This is a genomic window from Chryseobacterium sp. 2VB (genome assembly GCF_005503635.1).
Classification (GTDB): domain Bacteria; phylum Bacteroidota; class Bacteroidia; order Flavobacteriales; family Weeksellaceae; genus Chryseobacterium; species Chryseobacterium cupriresistens.
The window spans coordinates 391,944-413,232 of sequence record NZ_SCNC01000001.1 but is presented as its reverse complement, the minus strand read 5'-3'; the positions used below and the strand labels follow the sequence as shown (position 1 = coordinate 413,232).

General features: G+C 38.1%; 19 protein-coding genes. 4 read left to right on the top strand and 15 right to left on the bottom strand.

Annotated elements, in window-relative coordinates; all coding sequences use genetic code 11:
- Positions 1–55: 55 nt before the first annotated feature.
- Together FFS26_RS01890 and FFS26_RS01885 are read right to left on the bottom strand one after the other, a co-directional pair.
- Positions 56–664, bottom strand: a complete 609-nt coding sequence (locus FFS26_RS01890; RefSeq protein ID WP_110011233.1) for a hypothetical protein — start codon at positions 662–664, stop codon at positions 56–58.
- A gap of 576 nt (positions 665–1,240) precedes the next feature.
- The gene (locus FFS26_RS01885) at positions 1,241–2,023 is read right to left on the bottom strand and encodes an AraC family transcriptional regulator (protein WP_137904125.1); all 783 of its coding nucleotides are present in this window, start codon (positions 2,021–2,023) and stop codon (positions 1,241–1,243) included.
- Between the two features lie 71 nt (positions 2,024–2,094).
- On the opposite strand from FFS26_RS01885, the gene FFS26_RS01880 reads away from it, so the two are divergent.
- A complete protein-coding gene (locus FFS26_RS01880) occupies positions 2,095–3,300 on the top strand; it encodes a CynX/NimT family MFS transporter (RefSeq protein WP_228449371.1) in 1,206 nt (401 codons plus the stop codon).
- A gap of 12 nt (positions 3,301–3,312) precedes the next feature.
- Here the strand turns inward: FFS26_RS01880 and FFS26_RS01875 are convergent, their stop codons facing one another.
- Positions 3,313–4,020 (bottom strand): DUF421 domain-containing protein, encoded by a 708-nt coding sequence (locus FFS26_RS01875; protein WP_137904124.1) that lies wholly within the window; start codon positions 4,018–4,020, stop codon positions 3,313–3,315.
- A gap of 56 nt (positions 4,021–4,076) precedes the next feature.
- A complete protein-coding gene (locus FFS26_RS01870) occupies positions 4,077–4,847 on the bottom strand; it encodes an MBL fold metallo-hydrolase (protein WP_137904123.1) in 771 nt (256 codons plus the stop codon).
- 92 nt (positions 4,848–4,939) lie between these two features.
- Between FFS26_RS01870 and FFS26_RS01865 the strand changes: the two genes are divergently transcribed.
- The gene (locus FFS26_RS01865) at positions 4,940–5,248 is read left to right on the top strand and encodes a winged helix-turn-helix transcriptional regulator (RefSeq protein WP_110011228.1); all 309 of its coding nucleotides are present in this window, start codon (positions 4,940–4,942) and stop codon (positions 5,246–5,248) included.
- An 87-nt stretch (positions 5,249–5,335) separates the two neighbouring features.
- Positions 5,336–5,890, top strand: a complete 555-nt coding sequence (locus FFS26_RS01860; RefSeq protein WP_137904122.1) for a hypothetical protein — start codon at positions 5,336–5,338, stop codon at positions 5,888–5,890.
- Between the two features lie 99 nt (positions 5,891–5,989).
- Here the strand turns inward: FFS26_RS01860 and bioA are convergent, their stop codons facing one another.
- From bioA to FFS26_RS01835, 5 genes are all read right to left on the bottom strand, one after another.
- Positions 5,990–7,282 carry an adenosylmethionine--8-amino-7-oxononanoate transaminase gene (bioA, locus tag FFS26_RS01855; RefSeq protein WP_137904121.1) on the bottom strand — a complete coding sequence of 431 codons (1,293 nt, stop codon included), beginning with the start codon at positions 7,280–7,282 and terminating at the stop codon, positions 5,990–5,992.
- A 307-nt stretch (positions 7,283–7,589) separates the two neighbouring features.
- Complete coding sequence (gene bioB, locus FFS26_RS01850; RefSeq protein ID WP_110011225.1) at positions 7,590–8,573, bottom strand: biotin synthase BioB; 984 nt, start codon at positions 8,571–8,573, stop codon at positions 7,590–7,592.
- 2 nt (positions 8,574–8,575) lie between these two features.
- A complete protein-coding gene (gene bioD / locus FFS26_RS01845; protein ID WP_137904120.1) occupies positions 8,576–9,187 on the bottom strand; it encodes a dethiobiotin synthase in 612 nt (203 codons plus the stop codon).
- A gap of 58 nt (positions 9,188–9,245) precedes the next feature.
- Positions 9,246–10,355, bottom strand: coding sequence for an aminotransferase class I/II-fold pyridoxal phosphate-dependent enzyme (locus tag FFS26_RS01840; protein ID WP_137904119.1), 1,110 nt, complete (start codon positions 10,353–10,355; stop codon positions 9,246–9,248).
- On the bottom strand, positions 10,348–10,971 hold the full coding sequence (locus tag FFS26_RS01835; RefSeq protein ID WP_137904118.1) for a hypothetical protein: 624 nt from the start codon (positions 10,969–10,971) through the stop codon (positions 10,348–10,350). Before FFS26_RS01835 ends, FFS26_RS01840 begins: the two co-directional genes overlap by 8 nt.
- 66 nt (positions 10,972–11,037) lie before the next feature.
- Here FFS26_RS01835 and FFS26_RS01830 point away from each other — a divergent pair, with 66 nt between their 5' ends.
- A complete protein-coding gene (locus tag FFS26_RS01830; protein WP_110011264.1) occupies positions 11,038–12,528 on the top strand; it encodes a PLP-dependent aminotransferase family protein in 1,491 nt (496 codons plus the stop codon).
- A 263-nt stretch (positions 12,529–12,791) separates the two neighbouring features.
- Here the strand turns inward: FFS26_RS01830 and FFS26_RS01825 are convergent, their stop codons facing one another.
- The 6 genes from FFS26_RS01825 to FFS26_RS01800 are packed head-to-tail and all read right to left on the bottom strand — an operon-like array spanning position 12,792 to position 21,288.
- Positions 12,792–13,979, bottom strand: coding sequence for a PepSY-associated TM helix domain-containing protein (locus FFS26_RS01825; RefSeq protein WP_137904117.1), 1,188 nt, complete (start codon positions 13,977–13,979; stop codon positions 12,792–12,794).
- A gap of 2 nt (positions 13,980–13,981) precedes the next feature.
- Positions 13,982–16,450, bottom strand: a complete 2,469-nt coding sequence (locus tag FFS26_RS01820; protein WP_137904116.1) for a TonB-dependent receptor — start codon at positions 16,448–16,450, stop codon at positions 13,982–13,984.
- A complete protein-coding gene (locus FFS26_RS01815; protein WP_137904115.1) occupies positions 16,437–17,825 on the bottom strand; it encodes an AMP-binding protein in 1,389 nt (462 codons plus the stop codon). The genes FFS26_RS01820 and FFS26_RS01815 overlap by 14 nt, the downstream gene beginning before the upstream one ends.
- A 4-nt stretch (positions 17,826–17,829) precedes the next feature.
- On the bottom strand, positions 17,830–18,075 hold the full coding sequence (locus FFS26_RS01810; protein ID WP_002979498.1) for an acyl carrier protein: 246 nt from the start codon (positions 18,073–18,075) through the stop codon (positions 17,830–17,832).
- A gap of 1 nt (position 18,076) precedes the next feature.
- Positions 18,077–19,480: an MATE family efflux transporter gene (locus FFS26_RS01805; RefSeq protein WP_137904114.1), complete on the bottom strand. Its 1,404-nt coding sequence runs from the start codon at positions 19,478–19,480 to the stop codon at positions 18,077–18,079.
- A complete protein-coding gene (locus FFS26_RS01800; RefSeq protein ID WP_137904113.1) occupies positions 19,477–21,288 on the bottom strand; it encodes an IucA/IucC family protein in 1,812 nt (603 codons plus the stop codon). Before FFS26_RS01800 ends, FFS26_RS01805 begins: the two co-directional genes overlap by 4 nt.
- Position 21,289 lies beyond the last annotated feature (1 nt).

The window sequence follows — 21,289 nt, the reverse complement described above, 5'->3', positions numbered from 1 at the left end:
GGTCTCCGAACAGTCAACACAAAACTTTGATCTAAGTCAAAAAAGGGACAGCCATTTAATCAAAATCGAGAAAACTATCAGTAAGCTGTTTCCATTGTATTTTTGCAATTCCCATCATTCCGCCTATAGCAATCGCGAAATTTCTGATGACATCCAGAAACTTAGCATTTCGGTTAGGTCTTTCATTTCGGCCATATACCGCTGCTTGTAGATAATTGGTACTTCTGGATATCATGAAGGTTGAGCTGGCTGCAGAACTATAAAAATGAGCAATGTGACCGCTTTTCTTATTTTGAGGATTTACTGAAGGTTCGCATGTTATGGATAGGCTCTCTGAAAAACTATCCTCATAGAAACAGATATCTATTATTTTTACCCAATCATATCCTTTTGCCTCTGCTTCTCCTGGGCCAGGAATATCAATCCGGATAAAATCTCCTATCAGAGGTTCGCGGTCGACAGGATCACCATTAAAATTATACAGTTTAAATGCCGCAAACGCCTTCCCGCTGTAGCTTTCCCATTGATTAACTGAAAAAAATCTTTTTTTTAATATTTCAAATTTTTCCGGAATCAGAGCCTGGTCAAATACTTTTCTGCTTTCCGTGTCATGAAAGCCTCCTGATTTTTGTGCAGGAACACCCTTAAGTATTTTTGGAATCATATTAGATTTTTAAGCAAAGTAGCATAAAAAACGTACAGAATTTATGCGCAGGATCATATAAATAGTTAAACAACTGTTTGAATACTAGCCGAGGTAAGATATATTTTGACAATAATTCACTTTTTGGTATTTCTTTATTTTGGTTAAAAATCGTGTGTACAATTCTTCAGATGGCGAATTATATTTATTAGCATAGGTTTTTGTATTGCTAATTTCGGAATCTCAAAGAAATCAGGAAAGATTTAGGAAATAATTATTTTTTGATAAAATCCATAATTTTTAAAAAAAATAAGCTTATGATGTTTTACATAACATAATTTTTGTTTATATTTGTGAATCGAAATAATTTTTTTTCATCATTTGTGTTTTTTTAAGGTCTCCATTCGTGGAGACCTTTTTATTTTCAACAATATCATAATTGAATATTGACTATTGAAGTGGAAAAGTGTGGAAATGTGAAATATTTTATTTTTCGATCCTACTAATTGCTTTTGTTTAAAGGAATAGGAGAAGTTTTATAATGTTAATAACTCTTCTTTTTGACAAATTTAAACTGTCTTTATACAGGTTTAAAATCTATTGAATGGTTTTAATAAAATCAGTCGGTCTGAACTTCATCACAGACTGAAAACTTCTGGTATAAGCCTGAACACTCTTGTATCCTACTTCATAAGCCGTCTCTGAAACCGTAAGACTCCCGGAGCTCAAATATTCCAGACTTTTGATGATACGTAGCATTTGCTGATACTTGCTTAGGGTAAGACCTGTTTCTTTTTTGAAAATACGTTCCAGTGTACGGAAAGACAGAAGAGCTGTATCACTCAGCTTTTCCATGTTGATTTCATGACGATAATGATTATGCAGATGTTCTATAACTTTATCAAGACGTTTATCTTTCGGAAGGCTGATATGAAAAGTCAGGGAATGTTCTACAAACCGTGGAAGTTCGTTGAACATTGCTTTCAGGAACAGATTCTCATTATGATCCGAAGTCATCAGCTTGGACCATTTCTCTGCATATTTTATCATTTCCTTCAAAACAGGCGGAACAGAAAATACGTTCACTTTATGATAAAAAGCTTCTTCGGTCCTGATGTCCGCAAACATGATCATCAGTTTGATTTTTTCAGAATGGGAATTGGTTTTATGGACAGCATTGGGAGGTATCCATACTGCATGATTCTGGGGAAGGAGATAGATTTTTTCTTCAATGGTAATATACTGAAAACCGCTCTCTACATACACAAGCTGCCCTTTCTGATGATGATGCAGAACATTATCATGCACCCAGTTTTCTTCAAACCATACAAAATATGGTTTTTTGAGGTCATCTATTTTTATACTGTCATTAGCGTTCATGTCGTTTCAGGTTAAAACTTTGGCAAAATTAAACAAATTTACTACGTTAATTTTGTACAAAAGTTTTTATTATGATGAAGAGTGAAGTAAAGAAGAATGCTTCGTATGTTTTATTAATCATTAATGTTCTGGTTGTTATCTTAATTTCCAGCAATCTCCGCTCGCCGATTGTTGCGGTGGCTCCTGTTCTCGGAGAAGTAAGAGATGCTTTACAACTGGATAATTTTCAGGTGAGCCTGCTCACTTCTATTCCACTGTTTATGTTCGCTGCCTGTTCTGTACTGGTGAGCAGGTTTTCTAATAAGTTTGGAATCAGTAAGCTTCTGATGTATTCCCTGATTATTTTAAGCTTCGGATTATTTTTGAGAATCACCGGATCTCTATGGCTTTTGTTTTTGGGTTCTATCTTCATTGGTTTGGGAATATGCATTGGAAATGTAGTCACTCCGGGATATGTTAAGAATAATTTTCCGAAGCAGATAGGTCTTATGACAGGAATTTTTGCGGTATCTATGAATCTTACAGCAGCTTTAGCTTCCGGATTCAGCGTGAAAATAGGAGAACTGACAGGTTTTGGATGGAAAGGCTCTCTGGGAATATGGCTGGTGATTGCCGCATTGGGTTTCCTTGTTTTATCATTGGAATTTATATTTAACAAAAGAAATCCGACCCTACCTAAAACAGCGCTCAGTACTTCAAATTTTAATATGTTCAAATCTGCCCAGGCATGGAATATCAGTATTTTTATGGGACTGCAGTCTTTATTTTATTATTGCCTGGTAGCATGGCTTCCTTCCTTTCTTGCTGATTTTCATATGCAGGGAGAAAGTTCGGGCTGGGTATTTTTTGTCATTCAGATTACGATGATTCCTGTGACATTCTGCTGTCCGATTATTGCCAGTAAAATGAAAGATCAGAGGTTTTTGATTCTTTTTATTTGTGCTCTGATGTTTGGCAGTACCATGATGTTTGTCTTCCTGAAATCACAGTGGATTTATGCAAATGCGGTGATTATTGGTATCTCTAATGGATTGTCTTTCAGCCTGTCGATCCTGTTTTTTTCCACGAGAACGAAAAACAGCAGTAATGCGGTTAAAATATCAGGAATGGCTCAGTCTGTAGGATATCTGATTGCTGCATTCGGGCCTCCGTTGTTTGGAAAATTGCATGATTGGGATATTTCCTGGAACAGTTCATTCTATCTGTTAAGCTTTGCTGTACTGCTGATGCTGTATTTTGGAATGAAGGCGGCAAGAAATAAATGTGTTGAGGATTAGGAAAGTTAAAGGTCAGGTCACCCGTCTTTTATTGCTGGACGCTACCCATTCTTCTTTTTGGCATCTTGGGCAGCTTCCGGCATTACCTTCTTTTTTATGCTCTGTGTATCCACAGAATATACAAGAATAATGTTTGTCTTCATGAATATATTGTAACGGATTATGTAATGAGTCTGGCATAATAGGAAGCCCGTATCTTACAGATTCATTTTCTAAAAAGAAAACGCTGATCTCTCCTGATATTTCTTCTATGGCCATTTCAATCTGGCCAAGCTGAGAAACTCCTTTTAGCCTGAGTTCTGCAAAGAATTCGTCACTTCCGAGATTTTCTTTTTGAAAATTTTTAATGGAGAATTCACCATTTTCTATCAGGCAGATGGACTTTCCTTCCACCAGATTTTCAAATTTTTTACTTTTTCCGATAAAATGGGTCACAATAGAATACAGGAGAATGATAACAATAAAAACAATAAGGGAAGAAATAATTCCGACATCCTTATTAAACATAGGATCTCCTGCTGCTGATCCCAGGCCGATAATGACTACCAATTCAAAGATTGAGAGCTGTTTTACCCCTCTTTTTCCTAAAATTCTAAGTCCGATGATAATAGCCAGAAACATAATCATGGTACGAAGAATGATCTCTAAAAGAAAAGACCATTCTTCATGTCCCAATAATAATTCTTTCCAATCAAGATTTAAGAGAAAAACTGACAGCATACACATTATTTATCAGGGAATATTCAAAAAATAAGCCAGAACCCCTGCTATTTATTTCATAGATATTTCAGGCTTACCTCTTCACCGTCATCAAGTATAAAACATCTTTCCGCTAATCCGTTTTCAAGGATCTTTTTCTGAATAAATTTTCTGTCTTCCCTGCAGTGGCTTAAGGCTTCCAGATGCGTTACCCAAACAGTGGATTCCGGAGCAGATTCACATACTTTTATGATATCTTCACTGGTCATAATAATAGGATCTCCTACGGAAAAAGTTGCCGCTCCACCCGCTACAATGATGTGCTGTGGCTGATGTTTTTCAATTTCTGCAGCAATTTCATCATACCAGATCGTGTCTCCTGCGATGTATACGGATTTATGGTCTTTTTTAAAGACAAAACCATTTACGATTCCCATTTTCTCTCCGATTTCCCCGGTTCCGTGCCGGCCTTTGGTTTTAGATATTTCAATAGTATTCCATTGAAGATGATCCTTCAGAACAATGATATTGGTGAAGCCTTGTTCTGCAATCTGTCCTGAAATAACATCGGAACAGATGAGCGGAATATTCTTGTCAAGGAGTTCAATGGCAGCGTCATCCCAATGATCAGGATGAAGGTGGGTTACGGCAACGGCGTCTACTCTTTCTAACTTTTTATTTAATTCTTTTTTATCAAAAGGCAGGTCTACGAGAGGATTGAGTAATTCACTGTCTGTCATGGGCATTTTTCCCCTGAAACCTTTGTCACCCAGCATCGGATCTATCAGGATAGAAATTCCATCAATATTCAGTACTAATGTTGCATTGCGCCATAATTGTAATTTCATTTTGGGTATTTTTGTTTGACAAATGTATTACCTAATAACAGCAAAACAATCGAAGGTTACCAAAAAGTTAACCATATATATTCAATTGACTTATGAATTTTGAGGAATTTAAAAACTGTGGATTAAGACGAAGCCTGGATATTCTTTCAGGGAAATGGAAACCATTGATTCTGCACAACCTTTTTGAAGATGACCAGGTCCGCTTTGCGGAACTTTGGCGTACTATGCCCCGTGTTTCCAAGAAAGTACTGTCAGAGCAATTGAAACAGCTGGAAGAAGACCGTATTATTGAAAGGATTGAAGTTTACAATTTCCCACCGGAAGTCTATTATAAACTGACTGAAAAAGGCCGGAAGCTGGGCCCTATTCTTTTGGAATTGCATTCATGGGGAAATGAATAGGGATAAAACTATTTATTTAATATTTTATATATTGTTGAAAATTATCGTATAATTTTAATGGTATAAAACTAATAACAATTTTTACAAATGAAAAGAATCATTATTTTGATCTCCTGCGCAATAGGCACATGGGTAACTGCACAGATAGTGCCTCCGCCAACGATTCAAAGATCCAACACAACATCCCGCGGCCTAACTGTCAATTCAAGAAAAGGAACATTAATTGAAAAGAAAATCATCAATTTAGGTAAATTTAAAAACCTGAATATTCAAAAAATTGTAACGAAAGGTGTTTCAGAAAATTCTTCGGATACTCTTCTGGGAATCATGTATGAATATGAAACTTTTGATGAAATCTACAAAAAGACACTCACCATTGATAAAAATGAATTGGGAAAACTGATCCAGGCTCTTGAGACGGTAGAACAGAAAGAAAACGAAAAGGCTGGCCAGGAAACCAGATATAAGTTTGTAACGATGAGTAATATTGAATTCGGAAGTGTTTACCGTGAAAAACTTTCTTCGTGGGTGAATTATATAAAAATTCCATCCAATCATTTTAATCATAACTTACTGGAATTCAATAAGGATGAATTAAAAGAATTGATAACTATTTTGAAGAAATCAGAACAGGAAATTTAAAATACAGGTGCTTACATTCAACATAAAAACCTTATAGGTTGTGAAAACCTATAAGGTACATTAAAAAAATTAAAAATAATTATTACCCGAAGGGATCACTTATTGTGTAAACTGATCCAAAACTTCCATAATATTATGATAAACAAAATCCAATTCTTCGGAAGTAATACAATATGGCGGAACCAGGTATATTACATTTCCCAACGGCCTCATGATAATCCCTCTCTGTAAGAATTCATTGTAAAGCTTCTTCCCTATTTCATTGAAATAAGAAGTATCATTCCCTGTTTTGAAATCGAACGCTAAAATAGTTCCGATCTGACGAACCTTTTCTACATGAGGATGCAAAGCAAGTGCTTTCACAAACTCTGAATGTTGATGAGTGATGCGGTTGATATTCATTTGAGTTTCATTTGTCAATAGTAATTCCATACTGGCAAGAGCTGCTGTACAGGCTAAAGGATTCGCTGTAAACGAATGCCCGTGAAATAAGGTTTTATAGCGGTCTTCAGAAAGGAAAGCATCATAGATGTCATTGGAGCAGGTCGTAATTCCCATAGGCATGGTTCCTCCTGTCAATCCTTTTGAAAAACACATAATATCCGGCTTTTCCGTAAGATAATCTGCTGCGAAAAGTTTACCTGTTCTTCCAAACCCTGTAAAAACTTCATCCTGGATCATGAGAAGGCCTTCTTCTTTACAGAATTTCATCAGCTGGCTAAGGTCCTCAGCTTTATACATCAGCATTCCGGCAGCTCCCTGAACTAATGGCTCATAGATAAGACAAGCCACTTCATCAGCTAATTCTTTAATCTGTTTCTGCAGGCTTTCCAGATTTTCTGCATTGGGCGTATCTATAAAAACAACTTCAAACAGCATGCTTTCAAAAGGTTTTGTCCAGAAGCTTTTTCCACTTACAGACATGGCTCCGAAGGTATCTCCGTGATACGCATTTTTAAAAGCTAAAATCTTCGTCTTCTTTTTCTCTTTATTGTATGCATATTGAATACACATTTTCAAAGCAACTTCTACTGCGGTAGAGCCATTATCCGAATAAAAGACTTTTTCCTGGCTATCAGGCAGAAGTTTCAGCAGATTTTCTGAAAGTTGTATTGCCGGCTCATGGGTAAATCCTGCAAAAATAACCTGCTCTAAAGTATTTAACTGTTCAAAAACACGTTGGGCAATATATGGATGAGAATGTCCATGTAGAGTTACCCACCATGAAGAAACGACATCCAGATATTTTTTTCCTTCGGTATCATAAAGATAAATTCCTTTTCCTTTTACAATAGGAATGGCATCATCAGCTGTTTTCATCTGGGTGTACGGATGCCAGTTGACCGCTTTATCTCTCTCCTGCAGACTGATTTCTTTGGTTAATGTATTCATATATTGATCTAAAAAGTTAATGAGTGATAATTTTTTTAAATTTCAACGCTATGATCGCTAAGTTTTTCAATTTGCATACTGTTGTTTTGAGTTCGCAATGGCGTTTCACTCAGCAATAAGAAACCTCTTGCCTTGCTGAATAGAATGCCTTTGCGAGCGAAATATTTTCAGAATTAAAAATTTTTCGTTGCGAACCTTAGCGTTAAAAACTAATACTAGTATTGATGAAATCAGATATCAATGCTGCGATAAAAATCATAATACTAATAATCCAGCTCATCACTCATTATTTATCGTTTATAATTTACTAACAGCATGTTTCTTTTTTCATCATAGGTCTCAATCCTAAGGTCTGCAGCATCTGCATGTCTTCAGAAACTCCTGGATTAGGCGTTACCAATAAGGTTTCTCTTTCTCCCGTGAAAATGGAATTGGCTCCTGCCATAAAGCACCATGCCTGTTCTGTTTCAGTCATTTCTATACGTCCTGCGCTTAATCTCACCATGGAAGATGGCATTACGATTCTTGCGGTGGCAATCATTCTTACCATTTCCCAGATATCTACTTTTTCATTATCGGCTAATGGTGTTCCCGCTACTCTTGCTAATGCATTGATGGGAACTGATTCCGGGTGTTTAGGCATTGTTGCCAACGTTAAAAGCATTGAAATTCTGTCTCTGTGGGTCTCTCCAAGTCCGATAATTCCTCCGGAACACACGGTGATGCCAGCTTTTCTTACGTTATTTATCGTGTTGATTCTGTTGTCGAAAGTTCTGGTAGATATGATCTCTTCATAATACTGTTCAGAAGTATCCAGATTGTGATTGTAAGCATATAAACCAGCTTCCTGAAGTCTGATGGCCTGTTCTTCGGTAAGCATACCCAATGTACAGCAAACTTCAAGGCCAAGTTCGTTTACTCCTTTCACCATATCAATCACCCTGTCAAAATCACGGTTATTACGAACTTCACGCCATGCTGCTGCCATACAGAATCTTGAAGATCCCGAGTCTTTCGCTTTTTGAGCGTGAGCAATTACAGTTTCTGTAGGTAATAAAGCCTGTACTTTAATATCCGTGTGATAACGGGCGGCCTGTCCACAATAAGAGCAGTCTTCAGGACATCCACCTGTTTTGATGGATAATAAAGTAGATATCTGCACTTCGGAAGGATCATGCCATTCGCGGTGTATGGTGGCTGCTTTATAAATCAGTTCCATCAGAGGAAGGTGGTAAATCTCTTCGATTTCTTCTTTAGTCCAGTTGTTTCTCAATGTTGTTTTTGTATCCATTATCATAATTTTGTTATTACTAATTGCTTTGCAGCATGTTGTACAGATTCCTTATCCGTATTTCTGATTTCCGGGATCTTTATAACTTTTGTTTCTTTTTCGATAAAACTGCAGATTACTCTTTCTGTATCTTCCGGAAAATCTCCGTTAAGAATTAAATATTCCAGCTGAATTTCTCTCTGTTGTAAGGCTAAGATTGAAAGCAGGCTATGGTTGATACAGCCCAGGTAGTTTCTTACAACCAGCGCTGCAGGAATGTTTAATTCCTCAATCAGATCAATCATAAATATAGTGTCTGAAATGGGCACCATAAGACCCCCGGCTCCTTCTACAATGAGTGGATTTGCTGTTTTGGGGAGTTGAAAATCATTCAGATTCATAGTGATATTTTCTTCTCTTGCAGACTGATGTGGTGAAGCTGCCAGCTGTAAACGGTAAGTTTCCGGATGGCAAAAGTTGGTGTCTGTCCATTCTTCAATTTTATGACTGTCTGTATAATGAAGATCACCAGATTGTATGGGTTTCCAGTATTCTGTTTTAAAATGCTGAACCAAAACGGCTGAGCAAACTGTTTTTCCTATTTCGGTTCCTATTCCTGTTATAAATAGTTTCATGTTTTTCGTGATGCGGGGTTCGGGATTCGTGATCCGGTATTAAAGTTTATTTTTTGTTTTAAATAAATTCTTTAATAATTCCTGTCAGTTTTATAATTTCCTCTTCTGAATTGAAGCTGTGAAGGCATATCCTCAAGCGTTCGCTTCCTTCTTTTACTGTGGGACTGTATATAGCATAAGTTAAAAAGCCTTCCTCTGATAAAGTATTCTGCGCTGCTTTAAGTATTTGGTTATCAGGAATGAGTACAGCCTGCACTGGACTTGTTTCTGCCGATGGAGACTGTAATTTACTGCTTCGGAAAACTTTGATGTTATTCTGAAGTTTTTCAGCTAGTTCATGATTTTGATCTAAAAATTCATATCCTGTTTTGATACTCATCCATTGAAAATCCTGTGCTGATGTGGTATAGATGAACGGACTCGCAAAATTGATCAGATAAGATTTCACTGTTTCAGTACAGAGAATAGCTGCTCCATGAGCCCCGAGAGCTTTTCCATAGGTCACCAAAGCTGCTGAAACATGGTTCTGTAACTGTAATTTTTCAATCAATCCATATCCAAAAACGCCGAAGGCGTGGGCTTCATCAACAATCAAAGAAGATTTATATTTGCTGGCAAGGGCAGCGATTTCCTGAACAGGAGCAAAATCTCCTTCCATTGAATAAAGACTTTCTATCGCGATATAACAATATCCTTTCTGTCTTTTTAAAATATTTTCAAGATCTTCGATATCATTGTGTTTGAATTTCAGTTTTTTAGCATTGGATAGTTTGCAGCCATCATGTACTGACCGATGAATCTGTTCATCCACAATAATGACATTATGACGGCTGGGAAGCGTTGAAAACAAAGCAAGGTTGGCATTATATCCGGATGGGAAGAGCAATGCCGATTCAAAATGATGTTTCTGCGCAATCTCATTTTCCACTGAAACTGCAATATCACTGTTTCCGCTAATTAACCTTGAACCTGTGCTTCCCGAAAGCAGTTGAGGGTTGTCCATAATCTTTTGTAGCAGTAATTTTTGAAGGTCTTTACTTTTTGTAAACCCCAGATAATCATTGGAATAAAAATCAATTCCATCGGATTGAAGCCTTAAACTTCTTAAGATTCCCTTCTCTTTTCGTTTATCAAGGGATTCCTGAAAATGGGAAGTATTGCTAAGCATAATTTAATTGAGCTACTTCTTCTGTAATCGCATTAATCCACTCTTTATGCAGTTCTTTTTCTATGTCCAGAATATGATCTGCATGGTGTTTCCAGTCTGGTGAAAATTCGTTAAGCTGATGAATCATTTCTTCCAAATGACCTTCTTCTTCCAGAATAATAGATTTCACCATGATTTTAGAAGACGCTTCAGTAAGTGCATCTTGATAAACAGGGTAAAGTTCATCTGCCCGGACTTCAATCGCATACGTTACAAAAAGATAAGCGGCATATTTAATATCTGTTTTGTCAAGATTGAAAGCTTTCTGAAGATAACGGCAGGCTTTAATATCTAATGAGTGAAGATACTGGCTTGTCGCGATAGGCGCCAGAAGTTCTGTGCTTTCGTAGGTTTTGCAGAGCTCTGAATTTATTTTACCAATTTGTTTTTTCAAATAATAAGCGTGGCGGTGTTCTTCAGCAGCGTGTTTCAGCTGGATTTGAGAAACTAATGTTGGATGTTCACATTTTGATATTTTTCTTGCACCGGCATTTTCCATAAATGAAAGCGTGTTCAGCCATTTGGCGTGGGTACTTCCTTCCTGTACAATTCTTTTTAACAGATGATGAAATTCCATAGATTTTTATTTTGATGTCAAAAGTAGTATATTGCCGGATGGTTGTATGGTGCCAGTTTTGATATTATGGATAGTCCGGTTAAGATTCCCTACGAAAGTTTTATAAAAATTGATAGAAAATCAGAGACTTCTATCTATCTGCAAATTGCCAATCAGCTGATCAATGCGATTCAGAGAGGATTTCTTCCCTTTGGAACGAAGCTGCCGGGGACAAGGACGTTCAGTGAAATGCTGGAGATCCACAGGAATACAGCGGTTGCGGTGTACGATGAACTCTCTGCCCAAGGTTGGACCGAGAGTTTCCCCAACAAAGGAACTTTTGTGATTGGAAAAGATCAGGAAAAACCCGTTAAGTTGAATCATTTTAAGCAAAATAACCTTCAGAACTACCCTGTTTCGACTGGTTTTTCATTTAAAACATCCAATATTTTAGATAATCCTTTCGAGCATTCCAATTGTGAATATGTCTTTAATGATGGGGTACCGGATATCCGCTTAACGCAAATCGGACAGCATTCACGGTTTTACAGTTCTATCCTGAAACGCAAATCAAGCCAGAAAGCTTTTGGGCATTATAATCATGACGGAAGTGAATTTTTTAAAGAACATTTATCCCAATACCTGAATCTTTCCCGCGGACTTCCTATTTCCAAGAATAATCTCCTTATTACCAGAAGCACGGAAATGAGTATTTATATTGTTTCCGAAATTCTTCTTTCCAAAGGTGATACCGTATTAGTAGGAGCTTTAAGCTATTTTTCCGTTAATATGATCTTTATGAAATCTGGGGTTGATATTGTTTCGATTCCGATTGATGAAGAAGGAATTATAGTAGAAAGCGTTCGCGAAGCTTGTAAAAAGCAGAAAATCCGGATGCTTTATCTGACACCGCACCACCACTATCCTACTACCGTTGCTTTGAGTGCACAGAGAAGATTTGAATTATTGGAATTAGCGAATGAATACGGATTTATTATCCTGGAAGACGACTATGATTATGAATTTCATTATGATAAAAGCCCCATTCTTCCTTTAGCCAGTGCGGATACGAACGGAATGGTGATCTATATCGGCTCTTTTGGAAAGTCTTTGGCTCCGGGATTCAGGACAGGATTTATTGTTGCTCCAGAGAATCTGATGACAGAGATGCGTAAATATCTGGGGATCATCGACCGTCAGGGAGATATTCTGATGGAAAGGGCATTAGGAGAAATGATTGCAGAGGGAGAAATCAACCGTTATCTGAAAAAATCTTTAAAGGTATATCAGGAAAGACGCGATTATTTTTCTTTGTTGTTAGAAGAGAATTTGGGTGATTTTATCTCTTTTCAAAAACCTTCCGGAGGGCTGGCCATATGGCTGGAATGGAATATCCCATTGAATCTGATGCAGCTGAGCCGGAATTGTGCAAGGGATAATCTTTTTATTCCTAAAACACTGTTGTATCAGAATAAAGTTCTTACGGCAATGCGTTTAGGATTTGGAGATCTTAATTTTGATGAGATGAATAAAGGGATTGAGGTTTTTTCGAAGAATGTGAAAGGATTGATAAGCTGATTATTTATTTGTTGGAAAACGCGAAGACGCAAATAATGGCTAAAACAATGCGTTTTAAGGCGCGAGGATTTTATCTTCAATAAAATTTTATACTGTTATTTTTACTTTTGAATGGAAAAGCAAAGAGGTTATTTCAAAAGTGTCATTCTGAACGAAATGCAATGTAGTGAAGAATCTCTTAACCTAATTTATTAATGAGATTCTTCCTTCGTCAGAATGACAAAGGTCGGATTATTGTCATTTGAGATAACCTCTTCTCTTTATTAATGATGAGAAGGAAAAATTACTTTGTTTTTCTTATGGTTTGGTTTCTTCTTTTTCTTATTCAAATAGATAATAAAACCGGTAATCGGGAGTGATAGTGCGATAATGGCTGCCAGAAAATAAATAATTCTGGTGGTCAGTCCCAGGATACTTCCGGTGTGAAGATCATAATTTCTTTCTCTTAATGCGATTCCATATCCGATATTTTTATTTTTATATGATTGAGATTTTAAAACTTCTCCTGAATATTGATCAAAATTAAAATGTTCATTCCTATACTGTCTTCCGTCATAAGTCAGCTCAGCATAATAGGTTCCTTCTTCCGATCTTGGAAAATTAACAAGTGCTGATTTCTTGTCTTTCAATCCTTTTTCCATGGTATTTCCGATGAGATTGAGGATATTTTCACGGTTTGAAAATTCTTCGGAAGGAATTGTACTTTTGACTTTCTTTTCTGTTGGAATGTTTCCGTTTAGTGTGTTCTTGACCCATTGATCTACATCTTCAAAGCTCCATATCAATGCAGAATAAGAGATTAAGAGTAAAGGAATGATGGCATAGAATCCTAAGACATTATGAGCATCATAGTTGATTCTTTTCCAATTGGCTGCTGTTTTAATGAAAAACATTCCTTTCAGCATGGCTTTACTCATTTTTCGGGGATACCATATCACAAGTCCCGATAGAAGAATCACGGCAAATATCAATGTGGAGTAGCTGGTAATCGCTTTTCCGATTTTTTCACCCAGCAAAAGTCTTCTGTGAAGATCCAGGACAATTTCAAAGAAGTCTTTTTTGGCGTCTTCTACTTCCTGCACTTTTCCGGTGTAAGGATCTACATAAATTCGATAATAATAAAGATAAGTTCCCCAATACGTCCATGCTTCGTTATCCATTTTTAAGATACGGAATACATAGGTCCGTGAGGGATCGGAAGACATGACTACCCTTTTGACTTTTAAACCTTCTGGAAGTGCTTTTTCTGCTTTTTCCGTAAGTTCAGCCAATGAAAGTTTGGTTCTTCCGATGTTTTCAACGTAATATCGGTTGGGATGAACAATATGTTTTAATTCTTCTTCAAAAACCAGGATACATCCTGTAGCAGCCATGATAACAACTATAAGCCCGGACGTGAGTCCGAGCCATAGATGTAACTGATAGGCAATTTTTCTGAATTTCAGCTTCATTCTTAAAATTTAAAGCTTACCTCAGCAACAAAATTACGAGGCATCTGAGCGACTACCACTCCCTGCCCTGCAAAATATTGTGCATTGCCCAGGTTATTCATTTTAAATCCTAATCTGTATCTTTCTTTTTCAAGGGAAATGGAAGCATTCACTAAAGTATAGGCAGGAAATGAAAATTGCCCAGTAACGGTTTTATTTCCGGTAATCTGTTTTCCCACACGGTTTACCCCAAAACCTACTCCTAGTCCCTGAAGTCCTTTGATCGGAAGAATATAACTGATCCATGAATTGAATACATTGGCAGGACCTGCAGATTCAGGACGGCGCCCATCTACAGCGGGATCTGCTTTTTCATATCTGCTGTGGTTATAGGAATATCCGGCCATGATATTTAATCCCTGAACAGGATTCATGATGGTTTCGATTTCAATCCCTTTACTTCTTTGCGCTCCATCCTGAACAACAATATTGTATTCTTTTCCGTCACGGATCACTCCGGTTCCTCTCTGGATATTATCGACAAGGATATCGTAGTATCCAACCGTGAAATTCACTTTGTTTCTCCAAAGATTTCCCTTAATTCCTACTTCCCACTGATTCGCCATCTGAGGTTTCATCTCTCCGCTATAGTCCGGAAGCTGCTGCGTAACAGGAGCTGTATAGCTGAAGCCGTTCATATAATTACCATAGGCAGATAATTGATCTTTAAGAATCTGGTATACGATTCCTACTTTTGGAGACCATGCGGTCTGACTGAAATCACCGGTACGTTTGTTATCATTCAGATTAAGTTGTCCTTTACTTTCGTAATGATCCATACGCAAGCTTAAAAGCGTAATCAAACGGTCTGTAATATAGGTTACGTTTGAAATATAAGCTCCGTAAAGGTTGGATGAATTGCTATTTCTTACCAAAGGCGTTTTACCTGCCACAATAGCAGCCTGAGTTGCAGTCTGAATTTTCTGAAGTGCCAGATCTCTGGATATATTACCATAAACTCCGGTTACCGGTGCCACTACCGGCCCCGTAGGATTTGTCCCATCAATGTAATCATACACTACAATCGGAGAATGATTATTGTTGATCGATTGATTTAAATAATCTAATCCGATCAACACTTTATTTTTAATTTTTCCGATATTAAATTCTCCGTTGAAGTTCTGCTGAACACTTGTAGAAGAAGCTTCAGAGTTCTGCCACTGTACGTTACGTTCCAGCAGAGCATCACTGGTTGTCCCTCTGATAAACTGATATTGATATAATCCTTCCGTTTTTCTGAAGTTTCTTGAAAGCAACGTTTGCGAAGTCCATTGATCCGAAATTTTGTAATTAGCCTCTGCTTTTACATTGATAGACGGAGCTTTTAAAGTCATATCATTGTTGGAGTAAGATCGTTTCCAGTCGAATCCAAGTTCATCTGGTGTATGAGCAACATAGGGTCTTGTTCTGGTCAGAAAAATAATCGGAGTATTGGTTCCTTCATAATTATAAATCTGAGCTCCTAAGTTAAATTTCAACCTTTCATTAACCTGGTAGCTGACTGTAGGGGCTACATAGAATGATTTTCTGAATTCAGAATCCCTGAAACCATTCTGATACTGGTATGCCGCATTCAAACGGAATAACATATTTCTGGACTCTGTAATCGGTCCGTAAACATCAGCGGTAACACGGTTCAGGTTGTAGCTTCCCATCAGATAAGAAGCTTCTCCTCCGAAATAATCCTTCGGTTTTTTGGTTACTGCGTTAATCAGACCTCCAAAGGAAGTTACAGCACCTCCGTACAATGTTCCTGAAGGACCTTTGATGATTTCAAGACGCTCAAGATCGGCAGGATCTATTTCTCCGTTAGTGGTTGCAGGCACTCCGTCTACCATCGATACTTTGGTAGGAAAACCTCTAAGGCTGTAGTAGAAACTTCCGTCTCCGGAGCCTCTTCCCGGACTACCCTGCATTTTTACCATACCCGGAACGTTTTTCAATACTTCCGAAATATCGTAAGTAAGCTGTTCCTTCATAATCTGCTGGTTGATACTTGTGTAGGCCTGTGGATTTTCAAGAACTTTCAGAGGCATTTTAGCCACTGAAGTACTGTCTTTATCCAGAAATTTATTTCTGCTCACTGCATATACGGTAATTCCTTCAATCACATTATTGTGTAAAGGAGCGTAGATCGCAGGGATTTCATAGACATCTTTCTGAATGTGGATGGGTTCTCTCATCAGTTCGATGTCATTTAAAACCACCTGAAGCGTATATTCTCCAGGTGGCACATTTTCAAAGTAATATTCTCCTAAATTATTGGTTTTTGCCTGATAAGACGTGTTGACAAGTCTTAAAATAGCATTTTTTACCGGTGCTTTTTCAGACAGCATGATTTTGCCATGAATTCTGTCGCCCTGTTGTGCAGAAAGCGAATTTGAAGATAAAGCAAGACCAAGAAGTAATATAAGGGTTTTAGATGTTTTCATGCTGTAAGTTTTGTAACAGGGGATAGTTTATTTTACCGTTTTGTGATAATGGGAATGATTCTATACGTTCTGTGCGTACATATTGGGGGTTGATACGCAGTTTATTTTTAATGGTTTCGGTGATGATCTGAGGATCTATTTCCGGATTGTCATACAATACCACGATTTTTTTATCATTGGCATTCAGACATACGAAAGTATTGCCCTGCATTTCATTTTTAAGGATAAATTCTACCTCATCGAGATTAAGACGTATTCCGAAAAGCTTCATGATACGCTTTATTCTTCCTGTGATATAATAAATTCCGTTTTCACCTTTTCTGGCAGTATCTCCGGTATGTAGTACAGAAGGCTGCTCATAAGTGGCAAGATCTTCCAGTTTATGGGCATAGCCTCCGAAAATACTGGTATGCGAAAAGAGAAGTTCATCCGTTTCAGGATCAATTCTGAAATTTCCGTTATGTACAGGAGTTCCGATAGAAGTTTCTTCTTCCAGTAATCCTTCTGTGGTAAGATAAGCCATTCTTCCTCCCGCTTCGGTCTGACCGTATTGTGCAAAGAATTCTTTTTTGAATTCATGACAATAAGAGAAAATAGTTTTTCTCAGCTCAGCATTAATCACTCCTCCGGTATGGGTAAAATATCTGAGACTTGGAGAATCTTTTCTGAAAAATCCTATTCTGTTCAGGTTTTCATAAAGAAAGGGAACTCCACCCAAAGTACTGTAACCATACTCCTCCATTTCATCCCAGAATGCTTTCTGCAAAATGTCTTTATCAGTACAAACGATTCTTCCGGCACGCATACAGTTGGTGGTGAAAATAGAGAATCCGTACACAAAGTTGATCGGTACGTTTAAAGGAACTACATCAGTATCCAGAATCGGCATGTACTGAAGGATGCTCAATGCATTCTGATAAAGGCTTTCATCAGATAATTTAACCAGTTTCGGAACACCTGTTGTCCCTGAAGTACTCAAAAGAATTTTGATGTCAGGATGAATGGTAACTTCACTCTTATAATCATCCTTTGCAAAAATTCTGATTTTGTCTGAGAATGCTTTCAGAGTATATCCTTCAATGGCTTCTCTTTGAGGATCAAAGATATATTTCGGCCGGTATTCTGCCTCAATACGTTCTTTGAATTCCTCGTGCAGTTTCTGTCCCAGTACCGCAATGGTGTGCGCTGTTCCGTAAAAATTGAGAAGCACCTCAATGCTTGGCAGCTGATTGTCATTGTATAAAAAGAGCAGTCCTTTTTCTACGGGGTTTAAGCCTAAAGACCGGTACAGTGTTCCCACCGGTATTGTTGTACCGGTGGAAGCATCTGTAAACGCCAGGTTCTTATTGGCAATTACATTTTCTAAAATTTTCATAGGCTTAGTTTTCTACGAATACATCGTATTTTTTCATTTTTTCGCGAATTTTTCCGACGGTTCCCATCTCCAGAATATCGTTAAAATCAAACTTGATCTGATAAAACTGTTCAAGCGCTTCTACGATCAGAAGATGAGACATAGAATCCCATTCCGGGATTTCCTGATACGTAAGCTTTTCATCTACCAATTCTTTTTTTATAGCGATGGCAGAGGCGATAATTTCATAAAATTCTTCTGTAGTGTTCATTTTAAATTTTTATAGTTTTCCATTTTCCATTTTTAAAAATCATGAGGAATAGCACAGCCAAAACTATTTCCGAAGAAACGATAGCGGTAAATATTCCTCTCAGTTCCCAATGAAGTCTTACCCCTAAGAGATAAGCCATAGGCAGCTGAATCACATAAAACATGACGAGGTACAGTAATGTAACCTGTAGAATGTTTCCGGCGGCATTCAAAGCGCGGCTGATCACCATGGTGAATCCTAAAAGCAGATAAGCCATAGAGACCACATGGATGTATTGAACCGCATATCTGGCAACTTCCGGTTCTGTAGTGAAAAATTTCACCACATATTCTGCTGCAATCTGCCAGAATAAGGCTACAATGACCAGATAAGTCATGTTGATGGTTCCTGCTCTCCAGACTGTTTTTTCTGCACGTTCCGGTTCTCCGGCACCGAGATTCTGTCCTGTAAGCACTCCTGCTGCATTTCCTATTCCCCAGGCAGGCATTGTTGCGACCGAAGCAATACGCTGGGCAATAATGTATCCTGCCAGCGCGGTTGTTCCGAAAGTAGAGATGATTTTCACCATAATCAGCCAGCTGGATGTAGGAATGATATACTGAACCAATCCTCCAAAGGCGAGTTTCAGAATCTTCTGTAACAATGTAAGATCAAGCTGAAAAGGAACTCTGATGCTGATGCTGGTTTTTCCTGTGGCGAATATGAATGCCTGATATACAACTCCTAATGTCCTTGATAAAACCGTAGCATACGCCAATCCCATCAATCCGAAAGCAGGAATAAATCCTAATCCGAAAACAAGGATTACCGCAAAGATGATATTGGAAATATGGCAGATCCAAAGTGATTTCATGGCAATATCGGCATCACCTGCCCCTCTGAAAAGCCCATTGACAGACAAGCGGAGAATCACCAGCCCGATACTCAGGAAGACCAGTCTCGAGAAAGAAACTCCTTCGGTTACCGTACTGGCATTGATGCCCAGAAAATCAACAATTTCTGATGCAAAAAAGCAGGAAACCCCACCAATAAGCACTGCAAAAAACAGAGCCAGCAAGATGATGTATTGGGCTGTTCTGCCCATTCCTTCTTTATCTTTTTCGCCCGCTCTTCTGGCGGTAAGGGTTGCTGCTGCAATTCCCAAACCTACTGCGATGGCATAGGCGAAGTTGATGTAGTTATCAGTAATTCCCACAAGCCCAAGAACCTTGTCGCCTAATTTTGCAATAATCAATAGATTGACACTCACAAAAACAGATTCCATGACAAGTTCCATCACCATAGGAATGGCAAGACTAAAGATGGAACGGTTGATGCTTCCGGAAGTCAGCTCGACTTTTTTCCCGGCGACAGCCCCATAGGCAAAAACCGCTCCTTCTTTTAAGATATGCAGGAATTTCCTCATACTGCTGCTACAGAATTTTTATTGGCAATCTGATACAGTGGGTTAGGCAGCGCTCCGTCTTTTCTCGGAATGGCAAATGCCTTGTTTTCACTGTAACCGTTATTTTTCAGACGCAGACTGTTGATATAGAATCTTTTGAATACCGGCACGTACAGGTCATATTTTTCGTATCGTTCCTGAAGGTGGGTATTCTCAGCTTTATAGTTTTCTACACAGTTGTGAACCAATTCCCAGAATTTTTCTTCTTTAAAACCGGAATACGTATGCAAAGCATTCGACAGATATCTGAAGAAAGCATCAAAAACGCCAAGCAAAATAAACAATGGAATATTTTCTTTGTTGGAAGACTGAATCAAACCATCTGCAAGGTGTGCAGGAAGTTTTTCTCTAGCCTCTGTAGTAAGTACAATATCATCCACAAAGTCTTTGATTACGATTCTCTTCGGAACTCCGTTTTTCAAAACAACCATAATGTTTTCTCCGTGTGGCGTTACACATAATGAATGCGTATAATAGATATGCAGTAAAGGCGTAAGATAAGCATCAAGATAGCTTTCAATCCATTCTTTAATGCTCACTCCTGCTTTTTCAGCAAATGCCTGAACCAATGGAACTCCACTTTCATCTACATACAGTAAAGAAGCCATCGTCACCATTTGTTCATCCTCTTTCAGATAGTTTTCAGCACTTTCTCTCCATAATGCGCCAAGGAATTCATTATACTGATAAGGAACGCTGGCAATAGCTCCGTATTGAGGGTGCAGATAAGTAATAGCAGCTTCTTCTCCCAGGAAAATCGTTTCTTTGTTCTCAAGGTAAGCATCATCTTTAATTAAGCCTTTTACCCAGTCTGTAATGGCTGGAGCAATTTTCATCTGCTTAGGTGATAACCCTCTGATATTTCCTGTACTCAGAATAGAAACAGCGGTTTTCAGGTATCTCTTTTTAGGATGATCTACATTGAATAAAGTACGGATACTCTGCTGCGGACTGTAGGTGTCACTACCCTCACCCAATTGTATTAAAAGTCCGGAAGCAATATCCCCTGCAAAATGAATCTGAAGCTTGTGCTCCCACTGCCATGGATGTACAGGGATAAAATGATAATCTTCAACAATTTTTCCTTCGCTGATCAGTTGCTGCTGAAAATCATTATACAGCAGGTCTCCTATTTCGGAACGATAAAACTGCTCTCTGTCAATATGTTCCAAAGACTGGAATGAAGATCTGCTTTTATGGGAAGCCAGCCAGATCACTTTTAGATTCTCGTCGGCTTCAGGGGCAAATGTTTTCAGGTCTTTTGGAGAAAAACCTAACCGGCTTTTGTTCACAATTACCCAAGGATGTCCGGTCATATTATGCTCTACAGTTTGATAATCCGCATCCGCAAGATCTTTTGAAGACATCACTCCTCTTGATAAGATTAAAGCATCACAATACAGCGTATGCAGTAATTCTTCCGTGTATCTAGCAATGGTATAAGGGTCTAAGTCAAAAACAGACTGCATTTCGAGGAAGAAAGCTGCTACATCTACAGAAGACTGGTCTTCACCGTTTTCTGTTTTTGTAATGCTGTCTTTATCAATATGCCAGTAATCCATCATTCTTTCCTGTCCGCGGAAGCTGTAGATAATGTTTTCAACTCCGGTTTCAAGGGTAAAAACAGTATATCCGTTTTTATTTTCAAAGTTTACCACAGGCTTTAGAAGCTCTTCGTGCATCAATTCTGCGATGGTTTTGGCCATTAGGTTTCTGTTGGCCTGATTCCAGTTTTCCTGGCTTATTGTATTTTTTAAGTTGGTGTTCATT

Excerpts from the sequence above, each read along its gene's own strand:
- FFS26_RS01890 (WP_110011233.1), bottom strand. The coding sequence starts at position 664 with ATGATTCCAAAAATACTTAAGGGTGTTCCTGCACAAAAATCAGGAGGC.
- FFS26_RS01885 (WP_137904125.1), bottom strand. The coding sequence starts at position 2,023 with ATGAACGCTAATGACAGTATAAAAATAGATGACCTCAAAAAACCATAT.
- FFS26_RS01880 (WP_228449371.1), top strand. The coding sequence starts at position 2,095 with ATGATGAAGAGTGAAGTAAAGAAGAATGCTTCGTATGTTTTATTAATC.
- FFS26_RS01875 (WP_137904124.1), bottom strand. The coding sequence starts at position 4,020 with ATGCTGTCAGTTTTTCTCTTAAATCTTGATTGGAAAGAATTATTATTG.
- FFS26_RS01870 (WP_137904123.1), bottom strand. The coding sequence starts at position 4,847 with ATGAAATTACAATTATGGCGCAATGCAACATTAGTACTGAATATTGAT.
- FFS26_RS01865 (WP_110011228.1), top strand. The coding sequence starts at position 4,940 with ATGAATTTTGAGGAATTTAAAAACTGTGGATTAAGACGAAGCCTGGAT.
- FFS26_RS01860 (WP_137904122.1), top strand. The coding sequence starts at position 5,336 with ATGAAAAGAATCATTATTTTGATCTCCTGCGCAATAGGCACATGGGTA.
- bioA (WP_137904121.1), bottom strand. The coding sequence starts at position 7,282 with ATGAATACATTAACCAAAGAAATCAGTCTGCAGGAGAGAGATAAAGCG.
- bioB (WP_110011225.1), bottom strand. The coding sequence starts at position 8,573 with ATGGATACAAAAACAACATTGAGAAACAACTGGACTAAAGAAGAAATC.
- bioD (WP_137904120.1), bottom strand. The coding sequence starts at position 9,187 with ATGAAACTATTTATAACAGGAATAGGAACCGAAATAGGAAAAACAGTT.
- FFS26_RS01840 (WP_137904119.1), bottom strand. The coding sequence starts at position 10,355 with ATGCTTAGCAATACTTCCCATTTTCAGGAATCCCTTGATAAACGAAAA.
- FFS26_RS01835 (WP_137904118.1), bottom strand. The coding sequence starts at position 10,971 with ATGGAATTTCATCATCTGTTAAAAAGAATTGTACAGGAAGGAAGTACC.
- FFS26_RS01830 (WP_110011264.1), top strand. The coding sequence starts at position 11,038 with ATGGATAGTCCGGTTAAGATTCCCTACGAAAGTTTTATAAAAATTGAT.
- FFS26_RS01825 (WP_137904117.1), bottom strand. The coding sequence starts at position 13,979 with ATGAAGCTGAAATTCAGAAAAATTGCCTATCAGTTACATCTATGGCTC.
- FFS26_RS01820 (WP_137904116.1), bottom strand. The coding sequence starts at position 16,450 with ATGAAAACATCTAAAACCCTTATATTACTTCTTGGTCTTGCTTTATCT.
- FFS26_RS01815 (WP_137904115.1), bottom strand. The coding sequence starts at position 17,825 with ATGAAAATTTTAGAAAATGTAATTGCCAATAAGAACCTGGCGTTTACA.
- FFS26_RS01810 (WP_002979498.1), bottom strand. The coding sequence starts at position 18,075 with ATGAACACTACAGAAGAATTTTATGAAATTATCGCCTCTGCCATCGCT.
- FFS26_RS01805 (WP_137904114.1), bottom strand. The coding sequence starts at position 19,480 with ATGAGGAAATTCCTGCATATCTTAAAAGAAGGAGCGGTTTTTGCCTAT.
- FFS26_RS01800 (WP_137904113.1), bottom strand. The coding sequence starts at position 21,288 with ATGAACACCAACTTAAAAAATACAATAAGCCAGGAAAACTGGAATCAG.